Raw genomic sequence first — 21548 nt, forward strand, 5'->3', positions numbered from 1 at the left:
CTACATCTCCCCCTCTCCACGTCGGCGAAGTTCGTCCTCTAACGAACGAATCTGGTCGCGCACCTCGGCCGCCCGCTCAAATTCCTCGCGGGCAACTAATTCCTGAAGCTTTTGTTTCAACGTGGCCAGCTGCTTCCGCAAATGGAGGACGCCGCCTTTTCGCTTCGGAATTTTCCCTGAATGAGCAGTATTTCCGCTATGAAGCCGTTTTAAAATCGGCGGAAGGTAACGGGCAAACGTCCGATAGCAGTCGGCGCAACCGAACCGCCCAATTTGCGTAAACTGGTGGTATGTCATTTGGCACGTCTCGCATTGAAGCAAATCCGGATTCGGGAACGCATTGGCCGTCACTTCTTTCATCGGAGCTTGAAAGTTGAGAAGCCCCGCTAACAAATTGTTGAGCGGAAAGTCGTCATGGCCATAGAGCATAAACGTATGACCATGTTCTTTGGCGCATTGCTCGCAAAGGTGAAATTCCGTTTTTTCCCCGTTGACTATTTTCGTAAAATGCATCGTCGCCGGGCGTTGCTTGCATTCTTGGCAAATCAATGCCTCCCCCTCCCCTACTTATACTTTAGCGACGTCAGCATCGCCTTTAACATGCGCGCCCGCAGTTCATCCCGCTCGGGCAAATCGATATATAAAACGGAGCGATCCATCACGCTCAACATCATTTTCGCTTCCCGCTCCGAAATCACCTTTTCTTCCATAAGTCGTTTTATCACATCTTCGGCGCTCGACTGGCTGATGCGGTGGTCGATCAGCTCGAGCAACTGGTCAATCAGCTGCGCCTCGCTTTTCGTCTTTACTTTCATAATGCGGATATAGCCGCCGCCACCGCGCTTGCTTTCAACAATATATCCGCGCTCGAGCGTGAATCTCGTGTTGATGACATAGTTGATTTGCGAGGGAACACATCGGAATTTATTAGCAATTTCACTTCGTTTAATTTCAACGATGTCTTGGTCGCTCATATTGAGTACTTGCTTCAAATATTGCTCGATAATGTCGGAAATGTTTGGCACTCTACCTCCCACCTTCCTCACAACCAAGCTGCTTGGCGGTCAAGCTGCTCCCTGCCCAATAATAAACGGGCATTCCTTGGGAGGAAGCATCACCGCCATCTTGTTGACTTTGACTATATTTGACCTTGCTTTTACTATACAATGTATGACGAAAAATTGCAAGGGCTACCGAAACAAGGGAGACTATCTATAGCCTGAATCCGTGACAGCAGCTCATCAAAAGCACCGGAAAACGTAATCATATCAAGGGTTTAGCCCAGTTTCGGATGTTCACTTATTGAGTGAAAAGCAAAAAGTGTGATATTTGTTGATTTATCAAGCTTTCTCAGCAGTTTGAACGCGTTTTTATCACGGATTCAGGTATAGAATATCCGTTTTTTCGCCCAGTAAAACGCTTCTCGGTCAGATAAACGAAAAAGCACGCTTTTTCTCCTAATGAAGAAAAAGGCGTGCTTTCTGCTTAGCCTAGCAGCGACCTACTCTTGCAGGGGCGCTGGCCCCAACTACCATCGGCGCTGGAGGGCTTAACTTCCGTGTTCGGGATGGGAACGGGTGTTTCCCCTCCGCTATCACCACTAGGCCATATGAGGTTGTCAGGAATTCGTTCCCTGAAAACTAGATAACCGTTTCAGGAAGAAGCCGGGGCGCTTTCACTTTTCATTGTCTAGCTCCGGCTCGCCGCCGCTCGGGGTCAAATAACCTTCCCCCTCGGGGTGCTAGCACCCCTGCGGGTGAAGAACATTTGCCCGTCGCGGCGAACCGCTCGCCTGCGCTTTTCGCTGTCTAGTTCCGGCCGCCATCGGCTCGCGACGCTTCGGTCCTGCTACGGCGGGCTAAGCCCGCTCGCAGGCCCTCCAGCGCGCCTCGCCGATAAGCAGGCGGCCTCCACTTTTCTTGTTAGGTTAAGCCCTCGATCGATTAGTATCCGTCAGCTCCACGTGTCGCCACGCTTCCACCTCGGACCTATCGACCTCGTCATCTTCGAGGGATCTTACCCGCCTGACGCGGTGGGAAATCTCATCTTGAGGGGGGCTTCACGCTTAGATGCTTTCAGCGCTTATCCCGTCCGCACATAGCTACCCAGCGGTGCCCCTGGCGGGACAACTGGTACACCAGCGGTGCGTCCATCCCGGTCCTCTCGTACTAAGGACAGCTCCTCTCAAATTTCCTGCGCCCGCGACGGATAGGGACCGAACTGTCTCACGACGTTCTGAACCCAGCTCGCGTACCGCTTTAATGGGCGAACAGCCCAACCCTTGGGACCGACTACAGCCCCAGGATGCGATGAGCCGACATCGAGGTGCCAAACCTCCCCGTCGATGTGGACTCTTGGGGGAGATCAGCCTGTTATCCCCGGGGTAGCTTTTATCCGTTGAGCGATGGCCCTTCCATGCGGAACCACCGGATCACTAAGCCCGACTTTCGTCCCTGCTCGACCTGTCCGTCTCGCAGTCAAGCTCCCTTGTGCCTTTGCACTCTCCGAATGATTTCCAACCATTCTGAGGGAACCTTTGGGCGCCTCCGTTACCTTTTGGGAGGCGACCGCCCCAGTCAAACTGCCCGCCTGACACTGTCTCCCACCCCGCTAAGGGGTGCGGGTTAGAATTTCAATATCGCCAGGGTGGTATCCCACCGGCGCCTCCACCGAAGCTGGCGCTCCGGCTTCCCAGGCTCCCACCTATCCTGTACAAGCGATACCAAAATTCCATATCAGGCTGCAGTAAAGCTCCACGGGGTCTTTCCGTCCTGTCGCGGGTAACCTGCATCTTCACAGGTAGTATAATTTCACCGGGTCTCTCGTTGAGACAGCGCCCAAGTCGTTACACCTTTCGTGCGGGTCGGAACTTACCCGACAAGGAATTTCGCTACCTTAGGACCGTTATAGTTACGGCCGCCGTTTACTGGGGCTTCGGTTCGCACCTTCGCTTCCGCTAAGCGCTCCCCTTAACCTTCCAGCACCGGGCAGGTGTCAGCCCCTATACGTCGCCTTTCGGCTTCGCAGAGACCTGTGTTTTTGATAAACAGTCGCTTGGGCCTTTTCACTGCGGCTCGTTCGGGCTCTTCACCCAAACGAGCACCCCTTCTCCCGAAGTTACGGGGTCATTTTGCCGAGTTCCTTAACGAGAGTTCTCCCGCGCGCCTTAGGATTCTCTCCTCGCCTACCTGTGTCGGTTTGCGGTACGGGCACCTCTTCCCTCGCTAGAGGCTTTTCTTGGCAGTGTGAAATCGGGGACTTCCGGATGACTCCGTCGCCATCACCGCTTGGCCTTACAATCCGCGGATTTGCCTACGGATCAGCCTTGCGGCTTGGACAGGCTCTTCCAGCCGCCTGCTCGCCCTATCCTCCTGCGTCCCCCCATCGCTCAAACGGGAAGGAGGTGGTACAGGAATCTCAACCTGTTGTCCATCACCTACGCCTTTCGGCCTCGGCTTAGGTCCCGACTAACCCTGAGCGGACGAACCTTCCTCAGGAACCCTTAGGCTTTCGGCGCAGAGGATTCTCACCTCTGTTTTCGCTACTCATACCGGCATTCTCACTTCTAAGCGCTCCACCAGTCCTTCCGGTCTGGCTTCAACGCCCTTAGAACGCTCCCCTACCGATGACCAACGGTCATCCCGCAGCTTCGGCGGCACGTTTAGCCCCGGTACATTTTCGGCGCAGAGTCACTCGACCAGTGAGCTATTACGCACTCTTTAAATGGTGGCTGCTTCTAAGCCAACATCCTGGTTGTCTTTGCAACTCCACATCCTTTTCCACTGAACGTGCACTTTGGGGCCTTAGCTGGCGATCTGGGCTGTTTCCCTCTCGACCACGGATCTTATCACTCGCAGTCTGACTCCCGGGCATAAGTCGTTGGCATTCGGAGTTTGACTGGGTTCGGTAACCCGATGAGGGCCCCTAGCCCAATCAGTGCTCTACCTCCAACACTCTCCATCCCGAGGCTAGCCCTAAAGCTATTTCGGGGAGAACCAGCTATCTCCAAGTTCGATTGGCATTTCACCCCTACCCACACCTCATCCCCGCACTTTTCAACGTGCGTGGGTTCGGGCCTCCAGCCGGTGTTACCCGGCCTTCACCCTGGACATGGGTAGATCACCTGGTTTCGGGTCGACGACGACGTACTTTTCGCCCTGTTCAGACTCGCTTTCGCTGCGGCTCCGCCTCTTCGGCTTAACCTCGCACGCCATCGTCACTCGCCGGTTCATTCTACAAAAGGCACGCCATCACGCATGAACGCGCTCTGACTACTTGTAGGCACACGGTTTCAGGTTCTCTTTCACTCCCCTTCCGGGGTGCTTTTCACCTTTCCCTCACGGTACTGGTGCACTATCGGTCACTAGGGAGTATTTAGCCTTGGGAGATGGTCCTCCCTGCTTCCGACGGGATTTCCCGTGTCCCGCCGTACTCAGGATCCGCTCGGGAGGGAACGAAGTTTCGACTACAGGGCTGTCACCTTCTCTGGCCGGCCGTTCCAGACCGGTTCGTCTACCCCGTTCCTTTCTCACTCCCACAATGAGCGGTCCTACAACCCCAAGAGGCACGCCTCTTGGTTTGGGCTGTTCCCGTTTCGCTCGCCGCTACTCAGGGAATCGCGTTTGCTTTCTTCTCCTCCGGGTACTAAGATGTTTCAGTTCCCCGGGTGTGCCCTCCATGCCCTATGGATTCAGGCATGGATACTGCCCCATTACGGACAGTGGGTTCCCCCATTCGGACATCTCCGGATCAACGCTTGCTTACAGCTCCCCGGAGCGTTTCGGCGTTTGCCCCGTCCTTCATCGGCTCCTAGTGCCAAGGCATCCACCGTGCGCCCTTTCTAGCTTAACCTACAGCGCTCTCGGCTTCTTCCTTATTGTCTAGCGTCGGCTCGCCGCCGCTCGGGGTCAAATAACCTTCGCCTTCCGGGTGCAAGCACCCTTGCAGGCGAAGAACATTTGCCCATCGCGGCGAAACACTCGCCTCCGCTTTTCCGGTTATCTAGTTTTCAAGGAACGATTTTTTGTCATTGAGAGAACATGACTCGTTCCCTCAAAACTGAACGAAACGAAAGCGCTGTGTATCGACAGTTGGCCATTGCGGCCTCCACTTTTCGTCTTGTCTAGCTCCAGCGCCTGGCTCTCTTCTGCCAAATAACCTTCCCCCTCGGGGTGCCAGCACCCCTCCGGGTGAAGAACATTTGGCTTCGAGAGCCGAACGCGGCGCTTCCGCTTTTCGTCCTTAGAAAGGAGGTGATCCAGCCGCACCTTCCGGTACGGCTACCTTGTTACGACTTCACCCCAATCACTTGCCCCACCTTCGGCGGCTGGCTCCCTTGCGGGTTACCTCACCGACTTCGGGTGTTGCAAGCTCTCGTGGTGTGACGGGCGGTGTGTACAAGGCCCGGGAACGTATTCACCGCGGCATGCTGATCCGCGATTACTAGCGATTCCGGCTTCATGCAGGCGAGTTGCAGCCTGCAATCCGAACTGAGAGCGGCTTTTTGGGATTCGCTCCCCCTCGCGGGTTCGCAGCCCTTTGTACCGCCCATTGTAGCACGTGTGTAGCCCAGGTCATAAGGGGCATGATGATTTGACGTCATCCCCACCTTCCTCCGACTTGTCGCCGGCAGTCCCTCTAGAGTGCCCAACCGAATGCTGGCAACTAGAGGCGAGGGTTGCGCTCGTTGCGGGACTTAACCCAACATCTCACGACACGAGCTGACGACAACCATGCACCACCTGTCACCCTGTCCCCCCGAAGGGGGAACGCCCAATCTCTTGGGTTGTCAGGGGATGTCAAGACCTGGTAAGGTTCTTCGCGTTGCTTCGAATTAAACCACATGCTCCACCGCTTGTGCGGGCCCCCGTCAATTCCTTTGAGTTTCAGCCTTGCGGCCGTACTCCCCAGGCGGAGTGCTTATCGCGTTAGCTGCAGCACTAAAGGGTGTGACCCCTCTAACACTTAGCACTCATCGTTTACGGCGTGGACTACCAGGGTATCTAATCCTGTTTGCTCCCCACGCTTTCGCGCCTCAGCGTCAGGTGCAGGCCAGAGAGCCGCCTTCGCCACTGGTGTTCCTCCACATCTCTACGCATTTCACCGCTACACGTGGAATTCCGCTCTCCTCTCCTGCCCTCAAGTCCCCCAGTTTCCAATGACCCTCCACGGTTGAGCCGTGGGCTTTCACATCAGACTTAAGAGACCGCCTGCGCGCGCTTTACGCCCAATAATTCCGGACAACGCTCGCCCCCTACGTATTACCGCGGCTGCTGGCACGTAGTTAGCCGGGGCTTTCTCGTGAGGTACCGTCACCGCGCCGCCCTCTTCGAACGGCGCTCCTTCGTCCCTCACAACAGAGCTTTACGACCCGAAGGCCTTCTTCGCTCACGCGGCGTCGCTCCGTCAGGCTTTCGCCCATTGCGGAAGATTCCCTACTGCTGCCTCCCGTAGGAGTCTGGGCCGTGTCTCAGTCCCAGTGTGGCCGGTCACCCTCTCAGGCCGGCTACGCATCGTCGCCTTGGTGAGCCGTTACCTCACCAACTAGCTAATGCGCCGCGGGCCCATCCGCAAGTGACAGCCCAAAGGCCGCCTTTCAACCGAAGACCATGCGGTCTTCGGTGTTATCCGGTATTAGCTCCGGTTTCCCGGAGTTATCCCGGTCTTGCGGGCAGGTTGCCCACGTGTTACTCACCCGTCCGCCGCTGACCGAACAAGAGCAAGCCCTCGTTCGGTCCGCTCGACTTGCATGTATTAGGCACGCCGCCAGCGTTCGTCCTGAGCCAGGATCAAACTCTCCAAAGAAAGTTGATTGGCTTTTGCTTCGGCCCATGCGGACCTCCGCTTTTCGTATTGTCCAGCTTCGGTCCGCCGCCGCTCGGGGTCAAATAACCTTCGCCTTCCGGGTGCAAGCACCCTTGCAGGCGAAGAACATTTGCCCATCGCGGCGACCCGCGGACCTCCGCTTTTCGTCGCGCTTCGTTTCGTTCAGTTTTCAAGGAACGATAATGGAGCCTATCGGGATCGAACCGATGACCTCCTGCGTGCAAAGCAGGCGCTCTCCCAGCTGAGCTAAGGCCCCATGCGGACGCTATCGGGAAGACAGGATTTGAACCTGCGACCCCATGGTCCCAAACCATGTGCTCTGCCAAGCTGAGCTACTTCCCGCTAACGCGCTCGAGAGGATTCGAACCCCTAACCTTCTGATCCGTAGTCAGATGCTCTATCCAATTGAGCTACGAGCGCAAGTGCCGAGGGCCGGACTCGAACCGGCACGGTAGTTACCTACCCCAGGATTTTAAGTCCTGTGCGTCTGCCAATTCCGCCACCCCGGCTAATAGGAAAATAAATGGAGCGGAAGACGGGACTCGAACCCGCGACCCCCACCTTGGCAAGGTGGTGTTCTACCACTGAACTACTTCCGCCCAAATCATTATGCGGGTGAAGGGACTCGAACCCCCACGCCCGTAAAGGGCACTAGACCCTGAATCTAGCGCGTCTGCCAATTCCGCCACACCCGCAAATATATAGTTGGTAGTGAGCCATGGAGGACTCGAACCTCCGACCCTCTGATTAAAAGTCAGATGCTCTACCTACTGAGCTAATGGCTCATGGTTGGGTATACACTCACAGCGAACGATGCCCCTTCCTCTGCTAGCGTATTCGAAGATGCAAGATGCGTCGGGGCAACTCGCAGCGAACTCGAAGATGCAACGCTCGTTACTGAGCTAATGGCTCATGGTATATAAATGGTGGAGGATGACGGGATCGAACCGCCGACCCCTTGCTTGTAAGGCAAGTGCTCTCCCAGCTGAGCTAATCCTCCACGCTGTTGCCTAGCGACGACCTACTCTCGCAGGGGCGCTGGCCCCAACTACCATCGGCGCTGGAGGGCTTAACTTCCGTGTTCGGGATGGGAACGGGTGTTTCCCCTCCGCTATCATCACTAGGCAGTCAACAGAACAGACAAGTTATATTATAATCAAATTTGTTTGCTTGTCAATATCCTTTTGTTCGTCATTATTGACGTCTCACGTGCTATCATAATATAACACACTGAAGAAAGCTTGTCAACTCATTTCGTTTTTTGTTTTGTTCTCAAAAACAACATTGCTCATTATATACATTCTATGACTAAAAGTCAATCGTCGAACGAAAATTAGCGTTGGTACGTGTTATAGGCAAATGCGAGTGGTGTATGATGCAAATATGATTTGCCAAGACGATAGTAATGATCAACGATTTTCCGGTTTAGATCTTTCCATTTGTCTAGGACGGGCGGCAAATTGAGAAACTTTGCAACACTATAACTTCGTTCCTTTCGATTTCTCAAAAACCAAACGAATCCGTTGTTTTTCACCGGCCTTCTTAGGGGCTGGCAGCAGCCGGCTTTTTCTTGAATCGAGTTCTCATAACAAACTGTCCCCTGCCGTTGTTCGCAACAGGGGACGATCGTGGTTATTTATGGCGCATTTGCGGGAAGAGCAATACATCGCGAATGGACGGTGAATTGGTCAAAAGCATGACTAACCGGTCGACCCCGATCCCGAGTCCGCCCGTCGGCGGCATGCCGTATTCGAGCGCTTCGAGGAAATCTTCGTCCATTTCGTGCGCTTCATCGTTTCCTTGTTCGCGCTCCTTCAGCTGCTCCTCAAACCGTTGACGCTGATCGATCGGGTCGTTTAGTTCCGTAAAGGCGTTCGCATGTTCGCGCCCGACGATGAACAGCTCAAACCGATCGGTAAAGCGCGGGTCGTCTGGGTTTTTCTTGGCTAATGGCGAGATTTCGACCGGGTGGCCGTAAATGAACGTCGGCTGGATCAGTTTATCCTCTACTTTTTGTTCAAAAAATTCATTGACGATATGGCCGAACGTCATGTGCGGCGCGACTTCGACACCGTGTTCTTTGGCCAGCTCCCGCGCCTCTTCGTCGCTCATCTGCCGCCAGAAATCGACGCCGACATATTCCTTGATCGCATCGACCATATGGAGGCGCCGCCATTCAGGCGTCAAGTCGACAAGATGTTCGCCGTACTGGATTTTTGTTGTGCCAAGCACTTCCGTGGCAATATGAGCGATCAAGTTCTCCGTTAATTTCATGATATCGCGGAAGTCGGCATACGCCTCGTACAATTCGAGCATCGTAAACTCCGGGTTATGGCGGGTGGAAATGCCTTCATTCCGGAAAACGCGCCCGATTTCATACACTTTTTCCAAGCCGCCGACGATGAGCCGTTTCAAATGCAGCTCGATGGCGATCCGCATATACAGCGTCATATCGAGCGCATTATGATGCGTAATGAACGGGCGCGCCGCCGCACCGCCTGCTACGGCGTGCATCATCGGTGTTTCGACTTCTAAGTAGCCATGGCTGTCAAGATAGCGACGCATCGATTGAATAATGAGACTGCGGGTGATGAACGTCTTTTTGCTCTCCGGATTCATAATTAAATCGAGGTAGCGTTGGCGGTAGCGCTGCTCGATATCTTTTAAGCCGTGGTATTTTTCCGGCAGCGGACGCAGCGCTTTTGTTAAAAATTCATACGACGATACTTTGATCGAAAGTTCGCCGACCTTTGTTTTAAACATCGTGCCGCGCACGCCGACGATGTCGCCGAGGTCGGAGATTTTAAACAGCTCGTATTGCTGTTCGCCAACATCGTCTTGGCGGACGTAAATTTGAATTTGTCCCGTCACGTCCTGGATGTGAGCAAAGCCCGCTTTTCCCTTGCCTCTCTTTGTCATGATGCGGCCGGCGACGGCGACTTCGATTTGTTGCTCTTCGAGTTCCTCTTTTGACAAATCTCCGTACAGTTCAAACAGCTCTTCCGCTTTATGCGTGCGCTCGAACCGTTTGCCAAACGGATCGACACCCAATTCCTCAATTTTTTTCAGCTTTTCCCTGCGGACGCGCAGTTGGTCGTTCAATTCTTCATGGCTCATACCTCATTCACTCCATTTAGCGATTTTTTACGAAAAATACTGCCAGCACCCGCTGGCAGTCTTCCGCTGCATGAACGTCATCTCCGTTGTGTGAACTACCCGCTACCTACGCTTCGCTTAGAGGTGAAGGCTTCAAGCGACTTGTGCGTGTTCGCCGAACGGTAAGCCACACACCAGAACCCTTTACGCTTCCCTTCGTTCCGAAGGTGTCCGTTCTAGCCATATTCTATCCTATTCGTTGGCTAACGCCAACCAACATTCATCTCCCACTTACTCACTGGGTTACACCCTTCGCGTTCCTTGAGGTGGGAGACTTCTTTCGGAAATCCGTTAAACGGCTTCGGCGTTCGCCGCCCGGCTTTCCGCTTCTTCGGCGACTTGAAGCAAGAGCGCGGCCAATTCGTCCCGCGTCTCGCACTCGTTGATGGCGTTGCGGATTTTCGCCGCCCCGCGGATGCCTTTTAAATACCAAGCCGCGTGCTTGCGCATTTCTTTCACCGCAATGTACTCGCCTTTAAGGGCGATCAGACGGTCCAAGTGCAGCAGGCAGACATCGATTTTTTCCCTTGGGGTCGGTTCGGGAATGAGCTCCCCTGTTTCTAAATAGCGGACCGTGCGATAGATTATCCACGGGTTGCCGAGCGCCGCCCGCCCGATCATCACGCCGTCAACCCCAGTTTCTTCGAGCATCCGCTTGGCATCCTGCGGCGTTTTGACATCACCGTTTCCGATGACTGGAATGTTGACGGCCTCTTTGACTTGCTTAATGATGTCCCAATTCGCCTTCCCTTCATACATTTGCACCCTTGTCCGTCCATGGACGGCGACGGCTTTGCCGCCGGCGCGTTCGACCGCTTGGGCGTTTTCAACAGCGTAAATATGTTGGTCATCCCAACCGATTCGCATCTTGACCGTGACGGGTTTTTCGACGGCGTCGACAATGGCGGCGACGACATCGTAAATTTTGTTCGGGTCGAGGAGCCATTTCGCTCCGGCATCGCAATTCGTAATTTTCGGCACTGGGCAGCCCATGTTGATGTCGATAATATCGGCATTTGTATTTTTGTCGACAAATTTCGCTGCTTTGACAAGTGTTTCCTTTTCACCGCCGAAAATTTGCAAGCTGAGCGGCTTTTCGCGTTCGTCGATATAGAGCATATTTAACGTCTTTTCATTGTTGTATACGATTCCTTTATCGCTCACCATCTCTGCGCATACAAGACCGGCGCCGAACTCCTTTACGGTCAGGCGGAAAGCCGAATTGCACACGCCTGCCATCGGCGCAAGGACGACACGGTTTTGAATTTCCACATCACCAATGCGAAACATAAAAACGCCTCCTTTCTACCTGTTTGATTCGAACTTTGGCGGTTCCAGCTCCTCAACCGATACGTTCAGCCGCTCGGCGATCTGTCCGACAAGCGTGTCGGACGGCATCCGGTTCCCCCGTTCAATTTCGCCGAGAATCGAAACGGAAATGCCGAGTTCCTTGGCCAACTTTTCTTGTGTATATCCTTTCAGCTTTCGAAAAGCGCGAATACGTCTTCCCCATCTTTCTGCTTCCATACACGAACTCCTTTTTTGTCGGGTAGTCGGTCAATAATGTCTGCTAACGGTTCCGAAACGTTCGGTATTGTCAAATGGGAATTGATCTCGAGCAACGGGATTAAAACAAACGCCCGCTCCGCCATGCGCGGATGCGGAATGACAAGTCGCTCTGTCTCAATATTTTCATGATTGTACAACAAAATGTCAAGGTCTAACGTGCGCGGCCCCCAGCGAGTTTCCCTTTTCCTGCCAAATTCCTGTTCGATTTGTTGCGTCACGTCAAACAAAGCAAATGGCGACAAAGCGGTCGCCACCTCAATCACCATGTTTAAAAACTTGTCTTGGTTGACGTAACCGACCGGGTCGGTTTCATAGATGGACGAACCCGATGTGACAAAAATTCCCTTATGGCGATGAAGCGCCGCGACGGCTGAACGCAAATAGTACGCACGATCTCCAAGGTTGGAACCTAAAGCAATATACGCAATGTTTTCCATCTTACCGCCCCCTGTAGATTTCAACGGCGACATGCTGATAATGGCCGCGAATGGGCGGATTCGGCTTGATTACTTTCACCGTGCACCGCTGAACGGCGGGGAAAGCGGCAAGCAGCTCATCCGCGATCGCCTCGGCAACCGCTTCGATCAAGGCGAGCGTCCTCTCTTCCACGATCGTCCGACAGCGCTCGTATACTTCCGCATAGTTCACCGTATGCTCGAGACGGTCGCTCCGGCCGGCTGGACGCAAGTCGAGCTCAAGGGCCACATCGACCAAAAACCGCTGGCCGAGGACGTTTTCTTCTCGGAGCACTCCGTGATAACCGTAAAATTCCATACCTTGAATATAAATTTTATCGATGGCCGCTCTCTCCTTTCCCGAGCATCGCATCCATCATTTTCGCCATGCGGGCGATCGGCAATACGTCATGGACGCGGACGATATGCGCCCCCTTCACGATGCCAAGGCAAACCGTCGCCCCCGTTCCTTCGACCCGCTCCTCAACCGGCACATCGAGCACATGGCCGATAAACCGTTTGCGCGATGTGCCAAGCAAAAGTGGGTATCCCAAAGCAGCAAACTCATCGAGACGCCGCATCACTTCCAGGTTATGTTCAACCGTTTTGGCAAATCCGATCCCCGGATCTACAATAATGTTTTCCTCTTTTACTCCCGCCTGTTTGACAATACGGATGCTCTCCTTCAAGTCGGCGATCATGTCGGAAATGAGATCGCGGTATGCCATATCGTGACGGTTGTGCATTAAAATGATCGGCACTCCGTACGAAGCGGCGACGTGGGCCATATCCGGATCGGCTTTGGCGCCCCAAACGTCGTTGATGATATGCGCTCCCGCTTCAATGGCCTGCCTTGCGACCTCGGCTTTATACGTGTCGACGGAAATCGGCACGTCCACCGCATCGGCGATCGCTTTGACTGCCGGAATGACGCGCTGTAGCTCTTCATCAAGCGGCACTGGATCCGCCCCCGGACGAGTTGATTCACCGCCGATGTCAATGATGTCGGCTCCTTCCGCCACGAGCCGTTTCGCATGCTCGACCGCTTTTTCCACTTCATAAAACCGGCCGCCGTCGGAAAACGAGTCAGGCGTCACATTGACAATGCCCATGATCAACGTTTTTTGGCGCAAATCCAGCTCATGTCCGCGGCATTTTAATACAAAGGAACGCGTCATCGTTGCCATCATTCGTTCATCCTTTCTTTCAGTTCGTTCCTCGTCCATAATGTATCGGTAAAGCGGCGGTAATGATGTTGCAGCGCACAGGTCACCGGGCCATGTTTTCCGCTATAAGAGCGGCGGCCGATGCGGTGAAGCGGCACAATTTCCTGCAGTGAATTCGTAATAAAGACCTCATCAGCCTCCTGCAAATGGGACAGGGGATACGCTCCCTCTTTAATCGGGATATGAAGCCGTTCGAGCAAGGCGATGACGAACTGCCTCGTAACGCCGTTTAATATGCCGACAGACGGCGCCGGGGTGTAGACAACGCCGTCCTTGACCCAAAAAATATTCGAAACGATTCCCTCGGCTACTTGCCCGTCCCGATTTAAAAAAATGCCTTCCACATCCACACGGCGGCCAAGCTCCCACTTTCCAATTATATTGTTTAAATAATGATGCGATTTTAACCGTTCATCGCCTTCAGGGCTGTTCCGCCTCGTTGTTAAAACGACCCCTTCTTTCCCTTCTGGAGGGGCGGATGGCGGCAGCGGCTTCATATAGACGATCACCGTTGGATGGCTATACTGCTCCATCGACAAGCCAAGACCGCCAACCCCAGCCGAGACGTTGAAACGTACATAGGCGTCCTGAAGACCATTGGCCCTGAGCAACCGCTCGATGATCCCGAGCGCCTCCGCACGGCTTACCTGCTTTTGGATGCGCAACTCGGAAAGCCCGCGATTTAGCCGCGCTAAATGATCGTCAAGCAAAAACGGATGTCCCTCATACGTGCGGAACGTCTCAAACAAGCCGATCCCGTATAAAAAACCGTGGTCAAACGCCGAAACCCTCGCCTCCTCATACGGGACAATCTCCCCATTGACATACACATACATATGCCCATCACGCCTTTTTGTACGTATCAATAAAATTTTTCAGCAGCTGCATCCCATGGCTGGTCATAATCGACTCCGGGTGGAACTGCACTCCTTCGATTGGCAATGTTTTATGGCGAATGGCCATCACTTCGTCTTCGTCCGTCCAAGCCGACACGATGAAACAGTCTGGAAGCGTCTCTTTCTCAACGATAAGGGAATGGTAGCGCGTCGCTGTAAACGGGCTTGGCACGCCGCGGAAAATCGTTTCCCCGTCATGGTAAACGGACGACGTTTTCCCGTGCATCAGCCTTGGGGCACGGATGACGCGGCCGCCAAACGCCTGGGCGATCGCCTGATGGCCGAGGCAGACGCCAAAAATCGGGATGCGGCCGGCGAAGCGATCGATAACGGCCAAGCTGATTCCCGCCTCATTCGGTGTACATGGGCCGGGGGAAATCATGATAAAATCGGGATGAAGCTGCTCAATCTCGTCCACCGTAATTTCGTCGTTCCGCTTTACGAACAGCTCTTCGCCTAAAACCCCTAAATATTGCACCAAATTGTACGTAAACGAATCATAGTTATCGATCATGACGATCATCCTTCTCACCTCATGCTCTGAAATAAAGTCTCTGCTTCGCTCAGCTCTTTCGCTTTCCAGAGGGCAGCGGCTTTTTTCAAACATTCTTTGTACTCGTGCTCCGGGTTGGAATCGATGACAATGCCTGCGCCTGCTTGCACATGGGCCAGCCCGTTTTTCACAACCATCGTGCGGATGGCGATGTTTAGCTCCATATTCCCTTGAAAATCGATCCAGCCGATCGAACCGGTGTACAAACCGCGGCGAACCGGCTCCAATTCTTCGATGATTTCCATCGTCCGCACTTTCGGAGCGCCGGTGATCGTTCCGCCGGGAAACATCGCACGAATAACAGAAAACGCATCATGTTCCGGAGCCATGATGCCGGATACGTGGGAAACAATATGCATCACATGCGAATACTTTTCCACCGTCATCCACTCATCGACACGCACCGTCCCATAGACACAGACACGCCCAAGGTCATTCCGCTCAAGATCAACGAGCATGGCGTGCTCGGCCCGCTCTTTTTCGCTGGCTAGCAGTTGGCGGGCGATTTGCCCGTCTTCCGCTTCCGTGCGTCCGCGCGAGCGGGTTCCGGCTATCGGGCGTGTTTCCAGCCGTTCTCCCTGCTTGCGGACGAGCAGCTCCGGCGAACCGCTGACAATTTGACATTCAGGGGTATGCACATACGCCATGTACGGCGACGGGTTAATGGTCCGCAGTTGTTTGTACACAGCGAACGGGTGGGTCAACAGCGGACGGGACTGGCGCACCGACAAATTAACTTGGAACACATCGCCCGCTGCAATATAATGTTGAACGCGGCGGACCGCTTCCATAAACTGCTCCTTTGTCATGGAAACCGATGGACAAGCCGATGAGACAACGGACGGCCAAACCGGCGGGCTGCTTCGCTCTTCAAGCCACAGCCGTTCATACATCTCCAACCGCCGCTCCGCTTCTCCTTCTTCCCCTTCATCTGCATAAGCGAGCAAATGAAGGCGATCGGTTTGATGATCGTAAATCGCCACATCGTCAAATACAAAAAACTGCATAGACGGTAGCTGCAAATCATCTACAGCCAGCGATGGAAGCCGTTCGATATAACGAGCGGCGTCATAGCTGATATAGCCGACCAACCCGCCTTGGCACGGGAGCGGCTCCCCCTCCCCCGGCGCCACACGTTGTGAAAACCATTGCTGCAGCAACTCGAGCGGTGGCCCGTTCAGCACCGTTTCTTTTCCACGATAGATAATGGACAGCTGATGCCCGGCGGCACGAATGATCCCGCTCGGATTGAGGCCGATGATGCTGTATCTTCCCCCTTGTCCGCTCTCCAGCAACACGTGGTGCCGCCGGCCGTATGCCAGTTGCTCATACTGATAAAACCAATCCCGCCCGCTGTAATGAATGGTCCGCTTCAGCCGCCTTCGTCTTTGTTTCATCACAGCCAACCCCTTTACGACGCTCATCATTATCCTTATTGTACAATGAGTCGGCGCTCATATCACCCATAAACATAAAAAAGTTCGACAGGGTCACCCCTGCCGAAAGTAAAGCTGCTTAGTCTTCGAATTGGTAAAGCGGCGTGCTCAAATAGCGCTCCCCATTGCTCGGGATGATGGCAAGCACTTTTTTTCCTTTGCCGAGCTCTTTCGCCACCTTCAATGCCGCATGAATGGCAGCGCCGGACGAAATGCCGCCAAGGATGCCTTCTTCGCGGGCGGCGCGGCGGGCAGCCGCAAACGCTTCGTCGGTTGTGACGGTAATGACTTCATCGTAAATGCTTGTATCCAAAATATCCGGGATAAATCCGGCTCCGATTCCTTGAATTTTATGCGGGCCCGGTTTGCCGCCCGACAAGACCGGCGAATCAGCCGGCTCAACCGCATAAATTTTAATGTTTGGATACGCTTCACGCAACACTTTGCCGGCGCCTGTGATCGTTCCGCCCGTCCCGATGCCGGCCACAAACGCGTCAAGCTGGTCGCCCATTTGTTCGACGATTTCTTTGCCCGTTGTCAAACGATGAATTTCCGGGTTGGCTTCGTTTTTGAATTGCTGCGGCATAAAATAGCCATGCTCGCGAGCGAGCTCTTCCGCTTTTTCGATCGCACCACGCATTCCTTGAGCGCCCGGCGTGAGCACCAGCTCAGCTCCATACGCCCGCAACAGGTTGCGGCGCTCTAAGCTCATCGTATCCGGCATGACCAACACTGCTTTGTATCCTTTCGCCGCCGCGACCATTGCCAGCCCGATTCCGGTGTTGCCGCTTGTCGGTTCGACGATCGTATCGCCTGGCTTCAGTTTTCCTTCTTTTTCCGCCGCCTCAATCATCGCCAATGCAATCCGGTCTTTGACGCTGCTGCCCGGGTTCATGAACTCCAATTTTACATAAACATCAGCGCTGTCCTCATCGACGATACGATTTAGTTTCACGGCTGGTGTATCGCCGATCAGTTCCGTTACAGAATTGACTGTGCGTGCCATGGTTCCACCCCTAATCCCGATTAATTTTATCGAATTTATCTCCAATGTATCAGCTATTAGTGAAATTGTCAATCATTTTCGCGTTTTCACCGTTTTTCGGCAAGTTGCTTCAGCTGTTCGAGCTCTTCTTTCGCAAAATGGTATGTTTCATTGCAAAAATGGCATGACGCTTCCGCCTGCCCTTCCTTGTCGATGATATCTTGAATCTCCCCTGGCCCCAGGCTGATGAGCGCATCCGCGATCCGCTCGCGCGAACAGCGGCAGACAAATGACACCGGCATCGTCTCCAACACCCGGACGCCGCCGCCTAATTGTTCCAATATTTGCTCCGGTGTTAGGCCGTTTTCAATCATGCGCGACACAGGCGGAATTTGTTTCAACCGCTCCTCAATGCGGCTGATCGTTTGTTCTTCCGTTCCAGGCATCAATTGAATGATAAACCCTCCCGCGGCCCGGATCGTGTAATCGGGGTTGACGAGCACGCCGACGCCGACGGACGACGGGATTTGCTCGGAAGAAGCGAAATAATAGGTGAAATCCTCACCGAGCTCCCCCGAGATGATCGGCACTTGACCGGTGAAAAAGTCGCGCAGCCCGAGGTCTTTGACGACCGTCAGCATCCCGTTTTTGCCGACCGCCCGCGCGACATCGAGTTTCCCGTGTTCATTCAGCTCGAAATGCACGTGCGGATTGGTCACATAGCCGCGCACTTCCCCTTTGGCATTGCTGTCGATTAAAATCGTGCCGATCGGCCCGCCGCCATCAATTTTGATGGTCAACGTTTCATCCCCTTTTAACATTGCTCCCATCATAACGCCGGCCGTCAGCGCCCGTCCGAGCGCCGCCGAGGCGGTCGGCCACGTTTGATGGCGGCGCTGCGCTTCCGCCACCGTCTCCGTCGTCCTTGCCGCATACGCCCTCACCTGTCCGTCATAGGCGAGCGCTTTGACTAAGTAATCTCCCATCTTCACCAAACCCTTCATCCTTTTTTCTCGGTGTTTTTCTCGTACAACAATTTTAAGCCTGTCAGCGTCAAAAACGGATCCACGACATCGATCACGTCCGATTCGCCGGCAATGAGAGGCGCAAGGCCGCCAGTGGCGATGACTTTCGGCGGAACTTTGCTTTTCGCCTTCATGCGCGACACGATGCCTTCCACTTGTCCAACATATCCGTATAAAATGCCGGCCTGCATGGCGCTGACTGTATTTTTGCCGATGATATCGTCCGGACGGGCGATTTCAATGCGCGGCAATTTTGCTGCCCGCGCAAACAGCGCCTCCGTCGAAATCATAATTCCCGGGGCAATAGCCCCTCCCATATATTGTTTATGTTCGTTAATATAACAATACGTGGTCGCCGTGCCAAAATCGACAATAATGAGCGGGCTGCCGTACAAATGGATGCCCGCGACCGCATTGACGATCCGGTCGGCGCCCACTTCGCGCGGATTATCGTATTTAATGTCCAGCCCGGTTTTAATGCCCGGTCCGACAACGAGCGGCTTTACGTGGAAATATTTTAAGCACATGCGTTCAAGGGCAAACATAATCGGCGGCACAACCGAAGAAATGATGATGCCGCGGATGTCGGAAAACTGCAAGCCGACATGGCTCAAGAGCGCCTTGATGGTCATGCCATACTCGTCTTCCGTTTTCGCCCGGCTCGTCTCGATGCGCCAATGGTGTTTTAATTCATCGCCGTCATAAACCCCCAACACGGTATTGGTGTTGCCGACGTCCAACACAAAAATCATGGCCTCATTCCCCACTTTTCTTCAATAAGTTCCTTTCTCTATCATATCATACTTGATTTTCCCGCGGAAAAAACAGCGCCAACCTACGGGGCCGCGGCTAAAAAAAAGATGCCTCTGAATAGAGACATCGATTACTCCTCTTTCTTTTGAATATTGATTTTCACGTCGATGTCGCCCTTGCCTGCTTCATCGCGGCCTTTGCGGTCGGGCGGCAGCGTGCCGTGCTCAAATAAATGTTTAATTTGTTCCGCATCAAGCGTTTCGACTTCCAACAGCGTTGTGGCGATTAGATCCAGTTTGTCACGGTGCTGCGTTAAAATCTGCTTCGCCTTTTCGTAGCACTCTTTAATGATGCGCTGGATTTCCAAGTCAATTTCGTAAGCAATTTTATCGCTGTAATTTTGCTCATTATGCAAGTCGCGTCCTAAAAACACTTGCCCGCTCGGTTGGCCGAATTGCAGCGGACCAAGCTTTTCGCTCATGCCGAACTCCGTCACCATCCGGCGCGCGATGTTTGTCGCCCGCTGAAAATCGTTGTGGGCCCCCGTGCTCACTTCGTTGAACACGATTTCCTCGGCGACGCGCCCGCCGAGCAGGCCGGTGATTTTATCCATTAATTCGGCTTTCGTCATAAAGTACCGGTCTTCTTTCGGCAGCATGACCGCATAGCCTCCGGCTTGGCCGCGCGGAACGATCGTCACTTTATGCACCATTTCCGCGTCGGCAAGCACCATGCCGATGACCGTATGCCCAGCTTCGTGAAACGCGACGATCCGCCGCTCTTTTTCCGAAATGACGCGGCTTTTTTTCGCCGGTCCGGCAATGACGCGGTCGGTCGCCTCGTCGATGTCGCTCATGTCGATTTTCTTTTTGTTGCGGCGCGCTGCAACGAGCGCCGCTTCGTTCAACAAGTTTTCCAAATCGGCGCCGGAAAATCCCGGCGTGCGCATGGCGATCGCCTTCAAATCAACCGACTCATCGAGCGGCTTGTTGCGGGCATGCACGCGCAACACCGCTTCGCGCCCTTTCACATCCGGCCGGTCGACGGTAATCTGCCGGTCGAAGCGGCCCGGGCGCAACAGCGCCGGGTCTAAAATGTCCGGCCGGTTTGTTGCCGCAATAATGATGATGCCTTCATTGCCGTTAAAACCGTCCATTTCCACAAGCAGCTGGTTGAGCGTCTGCTCCCTCTCATCGTGGCCGCCGCCAAGGCCGGCGCCGCGCTGGCGGCCGACGGCGTCAATCTCGTCGATGAAAATGATGCACGGTGCGTTCTTTTTCGCTGTTTCAAACAAGTCGCGCACGCGCGAAGCGCCAACCCCAACGAACATTTCTACGAAATCCGACCCGCTGATCGAGAAAAACGGCACGCCCGCTTCCCCGGCAACCGCGCGCGCCAACAACGTTTTCCCGGTCCCCGGCGGCCCGACAAGCAACACCCCTTTTGGAATGCGGGCGCCGAGTTCGGCGAATTTGCGCGGATCTTTCAAAAACTCAACAATTTCCACGAGCTCTTCTTTTTCCTCGTCCGCTCCAGCCACATCGCGAAAACGGACCTTCCGCTTGTCATCCGTATACAGCCGCGCCCGGCTTTTGCCGAAATTCATCACCCGGCTGCCGCCGCCCTGTGCCTGGTTCAAAAGGAAGAAGAACAAAATAAAAATAATAACAAATGGGATGATGGAAGTGAAAAACGTCACCCATCCGCTCGTTTCATCCGCAGGCACGACTTCCACCCGCGTCCGCGCCGCCGCCGCATCGATGCGGTCAAGCACTTTGTCACTGTTCATGACGTAGGTGGAAAAGTACTGCCCTTCGCTATATGTTTTCAACTGGCCTTTGATTTCATATACGCCGCGCTCCGGCTTAATAGAAAACGACTTAACGTCCCCGTTTTCCAGATGAGTGATAAACGCATCGTACGTCATCGGCTCAGTCCGCTGGTTCGTGCCGTTAAAAAAGCTGACGACGCCGATCACGACGAGGAAAATCAGCAAATAAAAGATGGTGTTGCGGAAAATCCGGTTCATTTCTTGCCTCCTCCCATATGAAACACACTATACTCAATACTAGCATAGAAATTTGCTTAAATACAAACAATTCGGCCGGTGCACGACAATCGCTTCACTTTTGGTACACTTCTGGCTTTAAGACGCCGATAAACGGGAGGTTGCGGTATTTTTCAGCATAATCGAGGCCATAGCCGACAACGAATTCGTCGGGGACGGTAAATCCAGTGTAATCAGCCTGAATATCCGCCTTCCGGCCCGACGGCTTGTCAAGGAGGGTGACGATTTTAATCGAATTCGCTTTCCGGTAGCGGAACAAATCCACCAAATAACTGAGCGTCAATCCGCTGTCGATAATGTCTTCAATGATCAAAATGTCGCGGCCCTCAACCGATGTATTTAAGTCTTTGACAATTTTCACTTCACCGGATGAAACAGTCGCATTGCCGTAGCTTGACACATCCATAAAATCCATTTCCAAGTATGTATCGATATGTTTGAGCAAATCGGCCATAAACGGCATCGCCCCTTTGAGGACGCCGACGGCGAGCGGAAAACGCCCCTCATACTCTTTCGTCAACAAGCCGCCGAGTTCTTTGACTTTCGCCTGAATTTCCTCCTCAGTGATCAACACTTTTTGAATATCGTCTTTCATTCCCAT

The 21548-nt window shown here is 53.8% G+C and carries 16 protein-coding genes, 8 tRNA genes and 4 rRNA genes; all 28 read right to left on the bottom strand.

Translation table 11 applies throughout. The features are described 5' to 3' along the window. A complete protein-coding gene (locus NSS88_RS08070) occupies positions 1 to 549 on the bottom strand; it encodes a UvrB/UvrC motif-containing protein (RefSeq protein WP_033008611.1) in 549 nt (182 codons plus the stop codon). Positions 550 to 563: 14 nt separating this feature from the next. Then, the gene (gene ctsR / locus NSS88_RS08075) at positions 564 to 1025 is read right to left on the bottom strand and encodes a transcriptional regulator CtsR (RefSeq protein WP_033017268.1); all 462 of its coding nucleotides are present in this window, start codon (positions 1023 to 1025) and stop codon (positions 564 to 566) included. A gap of 463 nt (positions 1026 to 1488) precedes the next feature. Then, positions 1489 to 1605, bottom strand: a 5S ribosomal RNA gene (gene rrf, locus NSS88_RS08080). 318 nt (positions 1606 to 1923) lie between these two features. Then, positions 1924 to 4851: ribosomal RNA gene (locus NSS88_RS08085) — 23S ribosomal RNA — on the bottom strand. Positions 4852 to 5245: 394 nt separating this feature from the next. After that, positions 5246 to 6804: ribosomal RNA gene (locus NSS88_RS08090) — 16S ribosomal RNA — on the bottom strand. A gap of 204 nt (positions 6805 to 7008) precedes the next feature. Beyond that, a tRNA-Ala gene (locus NSS88_RS08095) sits at positions 7009 to 7081 on the bottom strand. 12 nt (positions 7082 to 7093) lie between these two features. Further along, positions 7094 to 7167, bottom strand: a tRNA-Pro gene (locus NSS88_RS08100). 4 nt (positions 7168 to 7171) lie between these two features. Further along, positions 7172 to 7245, bottom strand: a tRNA-Arg gene (locus NSS88_RS08105). Positions 7246 to 7248: 3 nt separating this feature from the next. Then, positions 7249 to 7334 (bottom strand) — tRNA-Leu (locus tag NSS88_RS08110). 15 nt (positions 7335 to 7349) lie between these two features. Then, positions 7350 to 7424 (bottom strand) — tRNA-Gly (locus NSS88_RS08115). Between the two features lie 11 nt (positions 7425 to 7435). After that, positions 7436 to 7520 (bottom strand) — tRNA-Leu (locus NSS88_RS08120). A 17-nt stretch (positions 7521 to 7537) separates the two neighbouring features. Next, positions 7538 to 7610: transfer RNA gene (locus tag NSS88_RS08125), tRNA-Lys, on the bottom strand. 139 nt (positions 7611 to 7749) lie between these two features. After that, positions 7750 to 7825: transfer RNA gene (locus NSS88_RS08130), tRNA-Val, on the bottom strand. Between the two features lie 8 nt (positions 7826 to 7833). Then, positions 7834 to 7950: ribosomal RNA gene (gene rrf, locus NSS88_RS08135) — 5S ribosomal RNA — on the bottom strand. Together the 16S, 23S and 5S rRNA genes with 8 tRNA genes alongside form the textbook arrangement of a ribosomal RNA operon. A 507-nt stretch (positions 7951 to 8457) precedes the next feature. Continuing rightward, positions 8458 to 9942: a lysine--tRNA ligase gene (gene lysS, locus NSS88_RS08140; RefSeq protein ID WP_033008952.1), complete on the bottom strand. Its 1485-nt coding sequence runs from the start codon at positions 9940 to 9942 to the stop codon at positions 8458 to 8460. Positions 9943 to 10272: 330 nt separating this feature from the next. Next, on the bottom strand, positions 10273 to 11271 hold the full coding sequence (gene dusB, locus NSS88_RS08145) for a tRNA dihydrouridine synthase DusB (RefSeq protein ID WP_055358733.1): 999 nt from the start codon (positions 11269 to 11271) through the stop codon (positions 10273 to 10275). A gap of 15 nt (positions 11272 to 11286) precedes the next feature. Continuing rightward, on the bottom strand, positions 11287 to 11508 hold the full coding sequence (locus tag NSS88_RS08150; protein WP_055358734.1) for a helix-turn-helix domain-containing protein: 222 nt from the start codon (positions 11506 to 11508) through the stop codon (positions 11287 to 11289). After that, positions 11460 to 11987, bottom strand: coding sequence for a 2-amino-4-hydroxy-6-hydroxymethyldihydropteridine diphosphokinase (gene folK / locus NSS88_RS08155; RefSeq protein WP_033008956.1), 528 nt, complete (start codon positions 11985 to 11987; stop codon positions 11460 to 11462). The genes NSS88_RS08150 and folK overlap by 49 nt, the downstream gene beginning before the upstream one ends. Position 11988: 1 nt before the next feature. Then, on the bottom strand, positions 11989 to 12348 hold the full coding sequence (folB, locus tag NSS88_RS08160) for a dihydroneopterin aldolase (RefSeq protein WP_287136198.1): 360 nt from the start codon (positions 12346 to 12348) through the stop codon (positions 11989 to 11991). Beyond that, complete coding sequence (folP, locus tag NSS88_RS08165; protein WP_050368050.1) at positions 12341 to 13195, bottom strand: dihydropteroate synthase; 855 nt, start codon at positions 13193 to 13195, stop codon at positions 12341 to 12343. The genes folB and folP overlap by 8 nt, the downstream gene beginning before the upstream one ends. Then, positions 13192 to 14067 (bottom strand): aminodeoxychorismate lyase, encoded by an 876-nt coding sequence (gene pabC / locus NSS88_RS08170; protein WP_055358735.1) that lies wholly within the window; start codon positions 14065 to 14067, stop codon positions 13192 to 13194. Before pabC ends, folP begins: the two co-directional genes overlap by 4 nt. A 7-nt stretch (positions 14068 to 14074) precedes the next feature. Next, positions 14075 to 14650: an aminodeoxychorismate/anthranilate synthase component II gene (pabA, locus tag NSS88_RS08175; protein WP_033014185.1), complete on the bottom strand. Its 576-nt coding sequence runs from the start codon at positions 14648 to 14650 to the stop codon at positions 14075 to 14077. Between the two features lie 5 nt (positions 14651 to 14655). After that, on the bottom strand, positions 14656 to 16077 hold the full coding sequence (pabB, locus tag NSS88_RS08180; RefSeq protein ID WP_049624449.1) for an aminodeoxychorismate synthase, component I: 1422 nt from the start codon (positions 16075 to 16077) through the stop codon (positions 14656 to 14658). 118 nt (positions 16078 to 16195) lie between these two features. Further along, positions 16196 to 17122 carry a cysteine synthase A gene (gene cysK, locus NSS88_RS08185; protein ID WP_033014187.1) on the bottom strand — a complete coding sequence of 309 codons (927 nt, stop codon included), beginning with the start codon at positions 17120 to 17122 and terminating at the stop codon, positions 16196 to 16198. Between the two features lie 86 nt (positions 17123 to 17208). Next, positions 17209 to 18087 (bottom strand): Hsp33 family molecular chaperone HslO, encoded by an 879-nt coding sequence (gene hslO, locus NSS88_RS08190; protein WP_033014188.1) that lies wholly within the window; start codon positions 18085 to 18087, stop codon positions 17209 to 17211. 14 nt (positions 18088 to 18101) lie between these two features. After that, entirely contained in the window at positions 18102 to 18878 is a 777-nt protein-coding gene (locus NSS88_RS08195) for a type III pantothenate kinase (RefSeq protein WP_033009019.1), read from the bottom strand. A gap of 131 nt (positions 18879 to 19009) precedes the next feature. Then, complete coding sequence (ftsH, locus tag NSS88_RS08200) at positions 19010 to 20908, bottom strand: ATP-dependent zinc metalloprotease FtsH (RefSeq protein WP_049624448.1); 1899 nt, start codon at positions 20906 to 20908, stop codon at positions 19010 to 19012. Between the two features lie 94 nt (positions 20909 to 21002). Beyond that, positions 21003 to 21548 (bottom strand): hypoxanthine phosphoribosyltransferase, encoded by a 546-nt coding sequence (gene hpt, locus NSS88_RS08205; RefSeq protein WP_012820458.1) that lies wholly within the window; start codon positions 21546 to 21548, stop codon positions 21003 to 21005.

It is taken from the genome of Geobacillus sp. FSL W8-1251, from assembly GCF_038005945.1.
Classification (GTDB): domain Bacteria; phylum Bacillota; class Bacilli; order Bacillales; family Anoxybacillaceae; genus Geobacillus; species Geobacillus stearothermophilus.